Genomic DNA, 14,553 nt, shown 5'->3' with positions numbered 1-14,553 from the left:
CTCCTTCGGTCACAGCATCTCGGGATCAGCGGTACGGCCCACCAGGATCACGACCGAGCGCGGGCCGATCAGGTACTTCCCGGCGTTGTCCAGTTCCTGCTCGCCGCCGGGGGTGCGGATGTCGTGCGGCGCCTCGGCCCCGGTGTCGGCGAACAGGTGCCAGCTCCGGCCTCCCGGCAGGGCGGGCAGTTCCAGGTCGTGCGACTCCCAGTGCGAGTTCATGGCCACGTACACCACGTCGTCGTCCCCGGTGCCGCAGCGGGCCACGGCGATCAGCCGGCTCTCGGAGGACCAGTCGGGCTGCCAGGCCCGCTCCCCGTGCCAGCTGATGTCCGGCAGGCCCAGGTTCTCGCGGACCTGGCCGGTGGGGTGGGCGGTGGAGCGCAGCTCGCGGTGGTGTTTGCGGAAGGCGATCATCTCCCGCGTGAACCGCAGCAGTTCGGCGTTCCGGTCGACCTGGTCCCAGTCGAACCAGGAGAGTTCGTTGTCCTGGCAGTACGTGTTGTTGTTGCCCTGCTGGGTGCGCGCGACCTCGTCCCCGGACAGCAGCATCGGGATGCCCTGGCTGGTGAAGAGGATGGCGAGCGCGTTCTTCATCTGACGCGTGCGCAGCGCGTTGATCCCCGGGTCGTCGGTGGGCCCCTCGGCGCCGCAGTTCCAGCTGTTGTTGTCGTTGGCGCCGTCGTTGCTGTTCTCACCGTTGGCGTCGTTGTGCTTGTCGTTGTAGGAGACCAGGTCGGCGAGGGTGAATCCGTCGTGCGCGGTCAGGAAGTTGACCGAGGCGGCGGTGCCGCGGCCGGCGTACAGGTCGGGCGAGCCGGCGATGCGGGTGGCCAGTTCCCCGGTGACCCCGGCGTCCCCCTTGAGGAAGCGGCGCACGGTGTCGCGGTACTTGCCGTTCCACTCCGCCCAGCGGCCGTACGCCGGGAAGTTGCCGACCTCGTAGAGGCCGCCGGCGTCCCAGGCCTCGGCGATGAGCTTGGTGTGCCGCAGGACCGGGTCGTAGGCGAGCAGTTCCAGCAGCGGCGGGTTGGGCAGCGGGGTGCCGTCCAGGGCCCGGCCGAGGATGGCCGCGAGGTCGAAGCGGAAGCCGTCGATGTGATAGTCGGCGACCCAGTGGCGCAGGCAGTCGAGCACGTAGTTGCGCACGACGGGGTGGTTGCAGTTGACGGTGTTGCCGGTGCCGCTGAAGTTGAAGTAGTACCCCTCGGGCGTGAGCATGTAGTACGTGGCGTTGTCGAGCCCCTTGAAGGAGATCGTCGGGCCCTGCTCGTTGCCTTCGGCGGTGTGGTTGAAGACGACGTCGAGGATGACCTCGATGCCGGCCGCGTGCAGGTCCTTGATCAGGGTGCGGAACTCGTCCCCCTGCATCCCGTACCGCCCGGTGGCCGCGTAGCCGGCCTTGGGCGCGAAGAAGGAGACGGTGTTGTAGCCCCAGTAGTCGAAGAGCCGCTCGCCCGTCTCCGGGTTGGAGCGCGGGTTGTCGCTCTCGTCGAACTCGAACACCGGCAGGAGCTCGATGCAGTTGATCCCGAGTTCCTTGAGGTACGGGATCTTCTCGCGCAGCCCGGCGAACGTGCCGGGCGCGGTGACCTGCGAGTTGGGGTGCCGGGTGAAGCCGCGCACGTGGGCCTCGTAGACGACGAGGTCCTCGGCGGGGATGCCCAGCGGCGTGTCGTCGCCCCAGTCGAAGTCCTGGAGGCAGACGCGGGAGCGGTACTGGTAGCCGCGGCTGCGGTCCGGCTCCACGCCCCACACGTCACGGCCCGCGATCAGCCGGGCGTACGGGTCGGAGAGGACCTGCCGGGCGTCGAAGCGGTGGCCGGTGACCGGGTCGTAGGGGCCGTCGGCCCGGTACCCGTACTCGATGTTCTCGTGGTCGAGGCCGAAGACGGTCATGGCGAACACGCTGCCGGTGCGGAATTCCTCGGGGAACTCCAGTTCGGCCATCGGTTCGGGCTCTCCGCGCTTGTAGATGACCAGGGTCATGGAGGTGGCCTGGTCGGAGAAGACGGAGAAGCTGACCCCGCCGGGGACCACGTTGGCCCCGAAGGGGAACGGTTTGCCCGCGCGGACGCGGTACCCGCCCACCTCGTGGGTCGGGTACGCGTCGACGCGCAGGACCTGCTCGGACCGGGTCTCGCTCATCGTGCGGCCTTGGCCTTGGCGGCCGCCGCGACGGCCTCGCCGGTCTCGAAGAAGTCGAGGAAGCCGGTGGCCGACATGACGAACCGGACTTCCTCGCTCACCCCGTAGAGGGTGACGGCGACGCCGGCGTGCTGCGCCTCGCGGTAGACGACGAGCAGGGTGCGCAGGCCGGCGCTGGAGACGTAGGTGACGGCCGTGAGGTCGATCTTCAGCGGCTTGCCCTCGCGGACGAGCGGCAGCAGGGCCTGGAGCAGCGATCCGGATGTCTCGCTGTTGATCTCGCCGGTGGCGACGAGCACGGTGCCCGTCTTGTTCCGGCGTTCCTTGACGTTGAGAGTCATTGCATTCCCCTCTGGTTGGGGCGCCCCCCGTTGAGCGCTACTTCTTGGCCACTGGACGCAGCCGCACCTTGACCTTCACCCGGCCCTGGACGTCGGGCAGCCGCACCGTGAGGGCGTCCGCGTCGAAGTCCGTGTACGGCTTCTCGTCGATCTCCACGGACGCGATCCGCACCGAGCCGGCCGGGAGCAGGTCGGGCGAGACGCGCAGGACGCGGTCGGGCAGGTCGGTCGGGTCGGGCTGGAAGTGGAAGTCCATCTCCCGGCCGTTGATGAGCAGGTTGTTGTAGACGGCGGAGAGGTAGCAGAGCTCTGCCGAGTGGTACATGGACATCGAGTGGCTGCCCTTGAGGCGCTCGGTGCCGAGCAGGTACGGCGTACCGCTGGCGAGCACGTTGAAGTAGACGGCGCCCTCGTCGTGGTCGAGGAAGAAGGTGTTGTAGAAGGACTGCGCCTGCCGGGCCTCGCGCAGGTTCGCCTCGCCGCCGACCGTGCCGTTCAGGATGAGGTAGGCGAGGATCGCCTGCTCCTGCTGCCACCAGGCCTTGCGGTCGTGCCAGGCGAAACGATACGTCTCCTCGTCCCCGGACTTGATCCGCTCGACGACGTCGTACCAGCCGCCGCGCTGCACGTCGCTGCCGACCGCCGGCATGATCTCGCCGATCTTCTTGGCGAGGTCCTCGTACGCGGGCTTGGCCTTCAGCGAGTTCATCCGCATCAGGTTCCAGGCGATCTTCAGGTTGTGGCCGACGACCGCACGGTTCTGCTGCCAGCTGTGGGCGGTGTCGTGCGACCAGTCGCGGAAGAAGCGCTCCTGGACGAAGGGGCTGTTCTTGTAGTCCGGGAACTTGTCCGCGATGGTGTCGAAGGTGTACTCGAGGAAGTCGGCGTACTTCTGCTCCCCCGTCGCCAGGTAGAGGTTGATCAGGTACGCGGGCGCGTGGTCGCCGACCGAGTTCCAGTTCTTGCGCTCGGCGTTCTCGCCGAGGGACTCGTGGTCCGCGCTGAAGAGGATCGGGTCGATGTGCGAGTAGTAGCCGCCCTGCTCCGGGTCGAAGAAGAACTTGTCGAACAGCCGGATGGTGGCGTCCGCGTCGTTCTTGATCCGGACGTCGCCGGTGACCCGGTACGTCTGGATGGGGCCGGCCAACGCGTAGATCTGCTCGTACATCGGGATCGCGTCGTAGTCGTCGGAGAACTCCGAGGTGAAGAGCTTGCGCTCGCTGTCCCCGTCGACGCTGATGCCGTGGTACCAGAAGACCACGTCCTCCTCGCTGTCCACGACCCGCATGTGCTTGCGCAGGTACTCGGTGCCGCGCTCGGCGACCTCCAGGTACTCGTCCTTGCCGGTCAGCAGGTAGGCGGAGGCCATGCCGTAGACCAGGCGGGAGATCGTGTCGGTCTCCTGGACGTGGCTGGCGGTCTTGTCACCGCCGAGCCGGATCTCGGTGCGGTACTCGGTGAAGTCCACCGGCCCGTCGCCGAACTGCGCCCGCTTGTAGAAGTCGGCCAGCGACTCGATCTGCTTGATCCACCAGCTGGGCTCCTCGAAGCGGTAGTCCTCGGCGCCGCGGCCCAGGAAGACCAGGCGCTTGGCGTCGAACCGCCCGCCGTGCTCCGGGTAGTGGACTCCGTAGACGAAGAGGAACCGGCCCGGCGAGAGCATCTCGTCGATGTGCCCGGAGGCGTCGATGTAGGGCTCGTCCAGGTTGCGGACCAGCTCGGCGCTGGGGGCGCCGTCGAGCGAGACGTCGAACCCGCGCCCGTCGGAGGTCTTCAGACGCAGCACGCGCGACCCGGAGTCGAAGCGTTCGACGTAGCCGGCGATGGTGTCGGAGAAGGAGAAGCTCACGGCATCCGCCATGTCAAGCACCGTCCTTGTCGTGAGAGCCCTCGTGAGAGCGGTCGTCCTCATATCCCTGGCTGACCTCGACGATCACCCCGTCGGGATCGCGGACCCACACGGTCCGCCACCCGCAGATGAAGTCGTCGAAGTCCAGCGGACCCAGGGTCACTTCGGCCGCGTCGCCGAGCGATGCCAGGAACGCGTCCACGCTGTCGGTCTGGAAGGCCAGGTGGCGCATCCGGCCGGGCGCCTGCGGCCCGTCGTCGTGTGCCTCGCGGGCCGGTTCGGCGTCGGCCGCGAAGAGCTCCAGGTACGCGTCCCCCTTGCGCAGGAAGACGATCTCGGCCTCTCCGAGGTCGACCACCCGGGCCCGGGCGAAGCCGAAGTGGCGGGTGTAGAAGTCCTCGGTCGTCTTCTGGTCCCTGCAGTTGAGGCCCACGTGCGACCAGACCATCGGCCGGTCCGCGGTGCCCGCCATCAGCCGGCTCCCCGGCCCCGTCCGGCCGCGATCAGCTCGATGATGCGGCGGGCGAACAGGTGGTGGTGGGCGCCGGTGCGGCCGGTGACCAGGTCCCCGTCCACCACCACGTCCTCGTCGACGTACTGGCCGCCCATGTTGCGGACGTCCCCGATGAGGTTGTTGTGGCAGACCACCTTGCGGCCGCGCACCTTGTCCGGGATCGAGGAGGCCAGCCACATGCCGTGGCAGATGATCCCCTTGAGGACCGTCGGCTCCTCGAAGGCCCGGCGCAGCAGTTCCGTCGCCGGGGCCGGCCGGTCCACGTCCTCGGTGTAGCGCAGCCGGTCGGCGACCATGCCGGAGGGCACGATGACCGCCGCGTAGCGGCGCAGGTCCTCGTCGCTCAGCCCCTCCAGGGACTGGTTCGCGGTGAAGGGCGCCCGGTACTCGTGCCCGGTGAAGGTGAGGGAGTCGTTGCCCCACAGCCGGGTCAGGAAGTCGACCTCGGCACCCTCCTCCGCGAACCGGTGCTGGTAGTAGAAGATCTCCGGCTCGTAGTAGTCGCTCTCGACCAGGACCGCGATCCGGGTCCCGGACAGCGCACCCTCGCGCAGCACGGCGTCAGGCACGGGACACCCCCCTCAGGAAGTCCGCCGCGCGCTCGGCGATCATCGCGATGGCGGTGTGGCAGTTGCCCGACGGGACCGCGGGCATCACGCTGGCGTCGACGACGCGCAGGTTCCGTACGCCGTGCACCCGCAGCTCCGGGTCGACGACGGAGAGGTCGTCGAGGCCCATGCGGCAGGAGCCGGCCTGGTGGTGGTAGCTCTCCGACTTCTGCTTCACGAAGGCCCGCAGGTCGTCGTCGCTCACGTAGCCGGGTCCGGGCTGGAGCTCCTGCTTGTACCAGGGGGAGAACGCGGAGGTCGCGAAGATCTCCCGGGCGGTCTTGACGCCCTGCACCATCCGCTCCAGGTCCCAGCGGTCGCCCAGGTAGTTCGGGTTGATCAGCGGGTGGGCCAGCGGGTCGGCGCTCGCGAGCCTGATCCAGCCGCGCGACACCGGCCGTACGACACCGGGCAGGATGGACACCGTGTCGGGGTGGTCCTGGCCGACGATCACGTCGAAGGGCACGTGGACGAAGGCGATCTGGAGGTCGGGCGCAGGCAGTCCGGGCTGCGAGGACAGGAACAGAGCGCTCTCCGACAGGTTCTGTGCCGGTGGCGGGAGCTCCTGGGTGACCTCGGCCATCAGTCCGGTCAGGACGTGGTTGTGGAAGTTCTCGCCGACCCCGGGCAGGGCCGCGGTGACTCCGATGCCGTGCTCGCGCAGCTGCTCGGGGTGGCCGATGCCGGAGAGCAGCAGCAGCTTCGGGGATTCGATCGCCCCGGCGGCCACGATCACCTCCCGGCGGGCCCGTACGGTGTGCAGCCCGGGCGCCGCGGCGCTGCTGTGCGCGTCCCGGACGGTCCGGCCGGCGAACTCGGCGAGGGGCCGGAGCTGGGCGTACTCGACGCCCGTGCAGGTGTCCCCGTCGAAGAGCAGCCGGGTGCTCTGCGCATTGGTGCGCAGGGTCAGGTTCGGCCGGTCGAGCGCGGGCTCCAGATAGGCGGCGAGGACGCCCTGGCGGCGGCCGTCGGCCGCGTCGATGTGGTGCCAGCCGGTGCCGAAGAGGCCGCGCCGGGGCCCGTCGGTGTTGAAGTCGGCGATCTCCTCGTGGCCCAGCTCGACGGCGGCGTCGATGAAGGCGCGCGAGACCGGGTTGGGGCCGTGCCGCCCGGCGTTGGTGATCCGCTGCGGCCCCCGGGTGCCGGTGGTGGCGGCGGTGACGTCCTCCTGGCCCTCCAGCAGGGCGAAGTACGGCAGGACGTCCTCGTGCGCCCAGCCGGCCGCGCCCTGGTAGGCCCAGTCGTCGAAGTCCGAGGCGTGGCCGCGGATGTGCATCATGATGTAGAGGTTGCTGCTGCCGCCGGGGGCCTTGCCGCGCGGTTCGTACGTGCGGCGGCCGTCCAGGCCGGGCTGCGGGGTGCTGGTGTAGCCCCAGTCCACGGGCCCGCCGAGGAGCTTGTACCAGGAGGACGGGTCGTCCACCTCGGGCGGGATCCGGGAGCCGCCCGCCTCCAGGACGAGGACGGAGACGTCCGGGTCCTCGGAGAGCCGGCCCGCGAGGACACTGCCCGCGGTGCCGGAGCCCACGACGATGTAGTCGTACTCTTCCACGCTCACGGGTCCCCCTTCAGCCCTGGCCCAGCACCTGGAAGGGAACCGTGTCGTGGTAGTTCGCCATGTAGGCGATCTTTCCGTCCACGATCCGGAAGAAGTTCATGACCTCGGCCTCGATGGGCTCGCCCGAGGCGCTGACCGCGGTCAGGTGCGAGACGGCCGCGGCCTTCTCACCGTCGACGAGGAAGTGCACGGGCTCGTTCCGGAACATCCGGTACATCGTGCCCATGCCCTTCATCATCGAGCGCAGGACTTCGAGTCCCTCGATGTGGCCGGCCAGCTGCTCGTCCATGACCTGGTCGTCGGCGAACAGGTCGCACCAGCGGTCCCAGTCCCCGGCGTTGGCGTACTCGTAGTACTTCTGAAGGATCTGTCGTGCGTCCATCGCGCTCATCCCCTATCGGTCCCTGCGGGTTCCGTCCGGCGCGAACGGCGCCCAGAACTGGCTGAAGGCGGACGCCGTGTCCCCGAAGAGCCCGTCGCGGCCCTCGACGATCCGGCCGTCCTGCCAGCGCATGTAGTGGAAGACCGGGTAGTCCATCCGCTCGTACGGGGACCCGCTCGTCCCGTCCGCGCCGGCCCGCAGGGCGACGTTGCGGCAGACGTCGGCGGAACAGTCCTCGCCGACGAGGACGGCCTCCAGGTCCATCCGGAAGGTGCCGCCGGTGAGCTTGTGGGTCTGCCCCATGAGCTCCAGGAAGGCGTCCAGGCTGTCGTACCAGCCGGCCAGCGGGTGGTTGCCCGGCACCAGCCAGCGCAGGTCCTCGGAGTAGTACTCCAGGATGCGCGCCCGGTCGCCGGAGCCGAGGGCGGCGTAGGCCGCCCGCACCCCCTCCTGCGTCACTTCGGTCATGGTCGCTTCTCCTTCGCCGGCGGTCAGAGGGAGCCGGAACCGGGCATCGGCGCCAGGTCGTTGACGGTGTACTGCTTGATCAGCGGTCCGTTCGGACCGGCGACCACGGTCCACGTCTGATCGGCGTCGAAGCCGAGCCACTCGCTGCGGGCAGCCGGCGGGTTCCAGATCTTGGCCTGCCAGTTGACGAGGACCCGGACGACGGCCCGGTCGCCCTCGATGACGGGTTCCACCTTCGTGACCGTGTGCACCTCGTCGAAGAAGCGGTTGGTGACGGCCTCGTACCAGCGTCCGAAGCCCTCATGTCCGAGGAAGGTGTCCTCGGGGACCTTGAACTCCAGGTCCTCGGTGATCAGGGCGAGCACGTCGGCCGCCCCCACGTGCTGGTCCAGCGCCACGTACCACTGCTCGGCGAAACTGCGGATCGCGTCCTCGGTCAGCTGCCGCTCGGCGGGCATGCGGTCTCCTCCTGTCCGTACGGGGACTTGCGTCGGATGGCTGTCAGATCTGGATGTCGACGAGGAAGGGGCCGGGGTGGGACAGCATCCGGCCCACGGCGGAGACCGCCTCGTCCGGCTTCTCCACGCGCATCCCGCCGGCGCCGAGCGACCGGGCCAGCCCGGCGAAGTCGATCTCGGGGTGCGAGAGGTCGAAGGAGCCCGGGAAGCCGTGCTCCGGAATGTCCCGCTCCCGCCAGTACTCGGCGATGTTGTCGTCCAGCAGCCGGTACTTGCGGTTGTTGCAGACCACGAACTTGGCGTCGATGCCGTGCCGGGCGGCGGTCCACAGCGCCTGGTACGTGTACATCGACCCGCCGTCGCCCGCGAAGCCGACGACGAGGCGGTCCGGCCGGGCCAGCTTCGCGCCGACCGCGCCCGGGAAGCCCACGCCGAGCGAACCGCCCCGGGTGAGGTGGTAGTCGCCGGGGCGCTCCGCCGGCAGGTACCGCGTGACCAGCGGCGAGGTGGTCAGCGCCTCGTCGAAGACGATCAGGTCCCCGCCGGTCCGCTCGGCCAGGGTCTTCAGGAAGACGGCCATCGGCGTGCCGTCGTCCGTGGCCGCCTGCGCCGCGCGGGCCCGCTCCCGGGTCCGTACGTCGAGCCGGGCGGACGCCGCGGCCCGCTGCTGCGGGCTCAGCAGCCGGTCCAGTACGCCGGCCAGCGCGCGCAGCGCCTGCCTGGGGTCGGCGGCCAAACCCAGGTCCACGGGGTGGTTCTTGGCGATCTCGTAGGCGTTGAGGTCGATGTGGACGACCTTGGCGCCCGCCCGGAAGGGGTTCTCCAGCTCGGGGAACACCTCCGGGAAGACATAGGTGCCGACGATCAGCACCCCGTCGGCCTCCCCCACCAGCTCCTTGCTGTGAGGGCCGAACATGTGGCCCGTCTGGCCGCGCCGCAGCGGGTGCGAGGCCGCGATGTTGACCTCGGACGAGTCGACCTCGTACACGTCGGCGCCCAGCAGCTCGGCGACGGCGGCGAGCTCGTTCTGCGCCCCGGAGAGCGAGACCCCGTCCCCGACGAGGACCACCGGCATCTGCGCGGAGGCGAGCAGCTCGGCCGCCCGCCCCACCGAGGCCGGCGAGGGCGCCACGTCCGTGAGCGGCACCGTGGCCGGCAGCACGGGCTCGGAGTTGAGCTCGTCCAGCACGTCCATCGGCAGCGCCACGAACACGGGCCCCCGGGGCGGGGTGAGCGCGATCTTCACGGCGCGCCGGATGGTGCGGAGCACGGAGTTCCGGTCGGTGACCCGGGTCGCGTACTTCGTCACCGGCTTGGCCATCGCCACCAGGTCGGACGCCATCTGGGCGTCCATGGCGTCGTAGCGGACCCCGGCGTCACCGGCGACCACGACGAGCGGGGTGTGGCCGCGCAGCGACTGGTAGAGCATGCCGATGCCGTTGCCGAGCCCCACCCCGGAGTGCAGCTGGAGCAGGGCCGCGCCGCCGGTCGCCCGGGCGTACCCGTCGGCGATGCCGGCGGCGACGGTTTCCTGGAGGGCGAGGATGTAGGTGAAGTCCTCCGCCGCGTCCACCGCGTCGAGGAATCCTTGTTCCACCGTCCCCGGATTTCCGAACATCACATTCAGGCCGTCGGCCTTGAACTGCTCGATCAGCCTTTCCCGTCCGGGAGTGGCTTCCATGAATTCCCCCTCAACTCTCCAATTTCTCTGCGGCCTCCGGGATTACCAGCCGTATCGGGTGAGACCGTCCTCCAGGACTTCCACGATCTTCTGCCCCGTGAGGTACGAATCGGGGGTGGAACGTCCGGTGACGAAGGGGAAGTCGACGATCACCGAGACCGGCTTGCCGAAGTTCCCGTGATACGCGCCGCGCGGACCCGTCGCATCGCGCAGGATGTACTCCAGCGGATACGGCGGCGGCCCCATGTTGAAGTCGGTACCGAGGAATCCGGTGCCGTCCTTGTAGTCGTACTCCTTGCAGTGGCCGGTCACGTGCTTGCCCCGGATGATGCTCCTGCGGTCGCTCCAGTCCCGGGCGAAGGCCAGGCAGGCGACCCCGTAGCACTCGGCGGCCACGACCTTGCCGGCCTTCTCGAAGGCCAGGATCAGGGCGTGCACGCGCTCGTTGTTGGCGAGGTCCGCGATCGGGCCGCTGCCGCCGACGATGAGGATCGCGTCGTAGTCCGCGACGTCGGCGTCGAGCTTGTCGAGGTCCCGGTGGTACTGCTCCAGCTTGCGCAGGTAGCCCTCGTCGCTCGTGTACGGACGCTCGGGGACCCACGCCTCGATGTCGAGCGGCGAGTCCAGCCGGCTCGACTGCTCGAACTCCCGCCCCAGCCGGGCGTTCTCCTCGCTGGTGACCGAGCGTCCCAGTGGAGGATCGATGTAGTTCGCGTCGAGGCTCGGCGGAAGAGCGTGTGCACGCTTTCCGGTCGGCGTGGCGAATATGACCTCGTAGCCCCGCTCGTCGAACTTCGATACGGGTCCGATCAGTTCTTCGGCCCAGTAACCGTGTTCGGAGACAATGACCAGAATCTTTCTGCTCACGTATTCCTCCAGGCGCCGCCTGTTGTCGTTGGCGTCCCCCACACTGGCCGCGCCCGGGGCGTGCGTCAAAGCGCTGGCATGCGACTTCGTGAGGTAGCCGCCCAGGTGATGGCAGCACCTCAGGAAGTCACCCGCGGACGTCAGGAAGTAGCTTCAGGACTACCTGACTTCGGCTGATTCGATGAACCATTACCGCGTCCCCGCCCTATGGTCTGGACGCGCCGTGAATCACGGGCGCGCGGGCCGTGTTGGTGAACGAGCACCAGAGAGGGACGGGGACGATGACGACGGACCTGTTGTGCACACACATCGATCAGATACGTCCGGTGAAACCGACGGCCGCGGGCTGCGAGGAGTGCCTCGCCGCCGGCGACACCTGGGTGCACCTGCGGATGTGCCTCAGCTGCGGGCACGTCGGATGCTGCGACTCGTCGAAGAACCGTCACGCCACCCGGCACTACCGGACCACCGAGCACGCCATAGCCGCCTCCCACGAGCCCGGCGAGGACTGGGCCTGGTGCTACGCCGACAAGCTGATGCTGGACCCGGCATGAGCGCGGCACCGGAGAGCTCCGCCGCCCCCGCCGCCCTCGCCGTGTCCGCGGCGGCCGCCGCCGAGCGGGCGGAGAACAAGAAGCCGGTCATCCTGGCCGTGGACGACGACCCGCAGGTGCTGCGCGCCGTCCGCCGCGACCTGCGCAGCGCCTACGGCGACCGCTACCGGGTGCTCGGCGCCTCCTCGGCGGCCGACGCCCTGAAGATCCTGGACTCCCTCGACGAACGCGGCCACGACCCGGCGCTGTTCCTCGTGGACCAGCGGATGCCCGACGTCACCGGCGTCGAGTTCCTCCTGGAGGCGGTCAGCCGCTTCCCGGACGCCCGCCGGGTGCTGCTGACCGCCTACGCGGAGACCGACGCGGCGATCACCGCCATCAACCGGGTCCGGCTGGACTACTACCTGCTCAAGCCGTGGGACCCGCCGCACGAGCGGCTCTTCCCCGTCCTGGACGACCTGCTGTCGGACTGGCTGGCCACCTACCGCCCGGCGTACGACGGGATCATCGTCGCGGGCCACCTGGTCTCCCCCGGCACCCACGCCGTCCGGGACTTCTTCACCCGCAACGGCCAGCCGTTCCGCTTCCTCAACGTCGAACGGGACCCCGAGGCGCTGACGCTGATCGCGGCCCAGCCCGACGGCGCGCTCCCCCTCGTGCGCTTCCCGGACGGCACGGTGCTCTCCGCCCCCACCGACACCCAGCTCGCCCAGCGCCTGGGCCTGGCCACCACCGCCTCGCGGCCGCACTACGAGTGCGTCATCGTCGGCGCGGGCCCGGCGGGCCTGGCGGCCGGGGTCTACTCGGCCTCCGAAGGCCTCTCCACGCTGATGCTGGACTCCCGCGCCCCGGGCGGCCAGGCCGGCACCTCCAGCCTGATCGAGAACTACCTGGGCTTCCCCTCGGGCCTCTCGGGCGGCGACCTGACCCGCCGGGCCACGATCCAGGCCTCCCGGTTCGGCGCCGAGATCCTGCACCCGGTGGAGGTGGTCTCGCTGAGCCGGGACGACCCGGCGAAGATCCTCACCCTGGCGGACGGCACGGAGATCAGCGCGGAGACGGTCCTGCTGGCCACCGGCGTCTCGTACAACCGCCTGGAGGCCCCCGGCGCGGACCGCTTCGAGGGCGCGGGGCTCTACTACGGCGCGGCCACCACCGAGAGCTCCGCCTGCATCTCGCAGCACGTGTTCATCGTGGGCGGCGCCAACTCGGCCGGCCAGGCGGCGGTGCACTTCGCCAAGTACGCGGCCCGGGTGACGATCCTGGTCCGCGCGGCCTCCCTGGACGCGAGCATGTCCCGCTACCTGATCGACGAGATCGACCGCACCCCGAACATCGAGGTCAGGGTCCGCACGACGGTGGTCCGCCTCGACGGCGACGAACACCTGGAGCGGCTGACCCTCCACGACGCGGACACGGGCGATAACACGGAGGTCCCGGCCCGGTTCATGTTCACCTTCATCGGCGCCCGCCCGCACACCGACTGGCTCGCCGGCGTCGTCGAGCGGGACGAGTACGGCTTCGTCCTCACCGGCTCGGACCTGATCGCGAACGGCGGCGAGCTCCCGGCCGAGTGGAGCCTGGAGCGGGCCCCCTACCCGCTGGAGACGAGCGTCCCCGGCGTCTTCGCGGCGGGGGACGTCCGCGCCCACTCGGTCAAGCGGGTCGCCTCGGGCGTGGGCGAGGGCGCGATGGCCGTCTCCCTGATCCACCGCTACCGCTCGATGGGCTGACGGCGAACACGAAGTCCTTGCGATCAAGAAGGTATCGGATGCAACGTTGATTACATGATTACAGCCGAACAGAGCGAACAGCTCCGCGCGTGGTTCGCCGAGCGCCTGCCGGTGGACGTCTACGAGTCCCTCGTCTCGGTCACGGCCGACCGCGAGGAGATCACGGTCGTCGGCGTCATACCGGCGACCGAGTCGGTCAAGGAGTTCCGCGAACGCACCCGCGAACAACGCATCGAGGTGGCCCGCGAGGCCGAGTCCCTCTACCGCCGCAAGGTCGCCTGGGGCGTGCGGGCGGGTGAGGAGACGACGCTCTTCACCCACCTCGCCGTGCCGGTCATGACCCGTCTGCGCCAGTCCGAACGCCAGGTCCTCGACACCCTGGTCGCCGGCGGGGTCGCCCGCAGCCGGGCCGACGCCCTGGCCTGGTGCGTCCGCCTCGTCGGGCGCAACACCGACACCTGGCTGACCGAACTGCGCGACTCCCTGGACACGGTCCGACAGGTCCGCGAGCAGGGCCCGGACGTCTCCGGCGGGACCGACTCCAGGAAGTCCGGGTCCGAATGACCGATCAGCCCCACTCCGGCGCATGATCGCGTAAGGCTGGCCGGGACCACCAACCAGGGAGGGGCACGCACCCATGACCACCACCGTCGAATACATCCGCTACCGGATCGCATTGGACGACCAGCCGGCCTTCGAGGACGCGTACGCCCGGGCCGCCGAGGCCCTGGCCGCGTCACCCGAGTGCATCGACTACGAACTGGCCCGGTGCGAGGAGGAGAAGGAGCGCTACATCCTGCGCATCCGCTGGACCTCGATCGAGGCCCACCTGGGCGGATTCCGCAAGGGCGAGCACTTCCCGGCGTTCTTCAGCGCGATCCGGCCGTACGTGACGGCCATCGAGGAGATGCAGCACTACCTCGTGACGGGCGTCGTGGGCACGGGAAAGGCCACCTGACGACGATGAGCACCACACCCACCATCTACGAGTGGATGGGCGGCGCGGAGGCGATGGAACGCCTCACCGACGCCTTCTACGCCCACGCCCTGCAGGACGAGATCCTGGCCCCGGTCTTCGCCGGCATGGACTCGGAGCACCCGCAGCACGTCGCGGTCTGGCTGTCGGAGGTCTTCGGCGGCCCCTCGGACTACACCGACCACCACGGCGGCCACCAGCACATGGCCACCAAGCACCTGGGCCGCGCGATCACCGAGAAGCAGCGCCGCCGCTGGGTGGACCTGCTCATGGACACGGCCGACGAGGTCGGCCTCCCGACGGACCCCGAGTTCCGCGGCGTCTTCGCCTACTACATCGAGTGGGGCACGCGCATGGCCCTGATCTACTCGGGCCCCAACCCACCCCCGGTGGACGCGGCCAAGATCCCGGTCTGG

The 14,553-nt window shown here is 69.6% G+C and carries 16 protein-coding genes; 5 read left to right on the top strand and 11 right to left on the bottom strand.

Annotated elements, in window-relative coordinates; genetic code table 11:
* Positions 1 to 9: 9 nt before the first annotated feature.
* From glgX to PV721_RS08760, 11 genes are read right to left on the bottom strand one after another with little or no spacing between them, the layout of a single operon-like run.
* Entirely contained in the window at positions 10 to 2,148 is a 2,139-nt protein-coding gene (glgX, locus tag PV721_RS08810) for a glycogen debranching protein GlgX (protein ID WP_319722284.1), read from the bottom strand.
* Positions 2,145 to 2,489: an STAS domain-containing protein gene (locus PV721_RS08805; RefSeq protein WP_319722283.1), complete on the bottom strand. Its 345-nt coding sequence runs from the start codon at positions 2,487 to 2,489 to the stop codon at positions 2,145 to 2,147. Before PV721_RS08805 ends, glgX begins: the two co-directional genes overlap by 4 nt.
* Positions 2,490 to 2,526: 37 nt before the next feature.
* Positions 2,527 to 4,350, bottom strand: coding sequence for an AGE family epimerase/isomerase (locus tag PV721_RS08800; RefSeq protein WP_319722282.1), 1,824 nt, complete (start codon positions 4,348 to 4,350; stop codon positions 2,527 to 2,529).
* 1 nt (position 4,351) lies between these two features.
* A complete protein-coding gene (locus PV721_RS08795) occupies positions 4,352 to 4,810 on the bottom strand; it encodes a VOC family protein (RefSeq protein ID WP_319722281.1) in 459 nt (152 codons plus the stop codon).
* Entirely contained in the window at positions 4,810 to 5,421 is a 612-nt protein-coding gene (locus tag PV721_RS08790; RefSeq protein WP_319722280.1) for a DJ-1/PfpI family protein, read from the bottom strand. Before PV721_RS08790 ends, PV721_RS08795 begins: the two co-directional genes overlap by 1 nt.
* Entirely contained in the window at positions 5,414 to 7,018 is a 1,605-nt protein-coding gene (locus PV721_RS08785; RefSeq protein WP_319722279.1) for a GMC family oxidoreductase, read from the bottom strand. The genes PV721_RS08790 and PV721_RS08785 overlap by 8 nt, the downstream gene beginning before the upstream one ends.
* 10 nt (positions 7,019 to 7,028) lie before the next feature.
* The gene (locus PV721_RS08780) at positions 7,029 to 7,400 is read right to left on the bottom strand and encodes a nuclear transport factor 2 family protein (protein ID WP_319722278.1); all 372 of its coding nucleotides are present in this window, start codon (positions 7,398 to 7,400) and stop codon (positions 7,029 to 7,031) included.
* 12 nt (positions 7,401 to 7,412) lie between these two features.
* Positions 7,413 to 7,868, bottom strand: coding sequence for a nuclear transport factor 2 family protein (locus tag PV721_RS08775; protein WP_319722277.1), 456 nt, complete (start codon positions 7,866 to 7,868; stop codon positions 7,413 to 7,415).
* Between the two features lie 23 nt (positions 7,869 to 7,891).
* Complete coding sequence (locus PV721_RS08770; RefSeq protein ID WP_319722276.1) at positions 7,892 to 8,326, bottom strand: nuclear transport factor 2 family protein; 435 nt, start codon at positions 8,324 to 8,326, stop codon at positions 7,892 to 7,894.
* 43 nt (positions 8,327 to 8,369) lie between these two features.
* On the bottom strand, positions 8,370 to 10,007 hold the full coding sequence (locus PV721_RS08765; RefSeq protein ID WP_319722275.1) for a thiamine pyrophosphate-binding protein: 1,638 nt from the start codon (positions 10,005 to 10,007) through the stop codon (positions 8,370 to 8,372).
* 42 nt (positions 10,008 to 10,049) lie between these two features.
* Positions 10,050 to 10,874: a type 1 glutamine amidotransferase domain-containing protein gene (locus tag PV721_RS08760; protein WP_319722274.1), complete on the bottom strand. Its 825-nt coding sequence runs from the start codon at positions 10,872 to 10,874 to the stop codon at positions 10,050 to 10,052.
* Between the two features lie 281 nt (positions 10,875 to 11,155).
* Between PV721_RS08760 and PV721_RS08755 the strand changes: the two genes are divergently transcribed.
* The 5 genes from PV721_RS08755 to PV721_RS08735 all read left to right on the top strand — a co-directional run.
* Positions 11,156 to 11,428 (top strand): UBP-type zinc finger domain-containing protein, encoded by a 273-nt coding sequence (locus PV721_RS08755; protein WP_319722273.1) that lies wholly within the window; start codon positions 11,156 to 11,158, stop codon positions 11,426 to 11,428.
* Positions 11,425 to 13,161, top strand: coding sequence for an FAD-dependent oxidoreductase (locus PV721_RS08750; RefSeq protein ID WP_319722272.1), 1,737 nt, complete (start codon positions 11,425 to 11,427; stop codon positions 13,159 to 13,161). Before PV721_RS08755 ends, PV721_RS08750 begins: the two co-directional genes overlap by 4 nt.
* Before the next feature lie 54 nt (positions 13,162 to 13,215).
* Entirely contained in the window at positions 13,216 to 13,725 is a 510-nt protein-coding gene (locus PV721_RS08745; protein WP_319722271.1) for a hypothetical protein, read from the top strand.
* 73 nt (positions 13,726 to 13,798) lie between these two features.
* Complete coding sequence (locus tag PV721_RS08740; protein ID WP_319722270.1) at positions 13,799 to 14,119, top strand: putative quinol monooxygenase; 321 nt, start codon at positions 13,799 to 13,801, stop codon at positions 14,117 to 14,119.
* 5 nt (positions 14,120 to 14,124) lie between these two features.
* Positions 14,125 to 14,553 (top strand): group II truncated hemoglobin (locus PV721_RS08735; RefSeq protein ID WP_319722269.1); only part of this gene is annotated, 429 nt, incomplete at its 3' end.

Origin of the sequence: Streptomyces sp. MB09-01 (genome assembly GCF_033794505.1) — a bacterium.
Lineage (GTDB): Bacteria > Actinomycetota > Actinomycetes > Streptomycetales > Streptomycetaceae > Streptomyces.
This window is presented reverse-complemented; position numbering and strand designations above follow the sequence as displayed.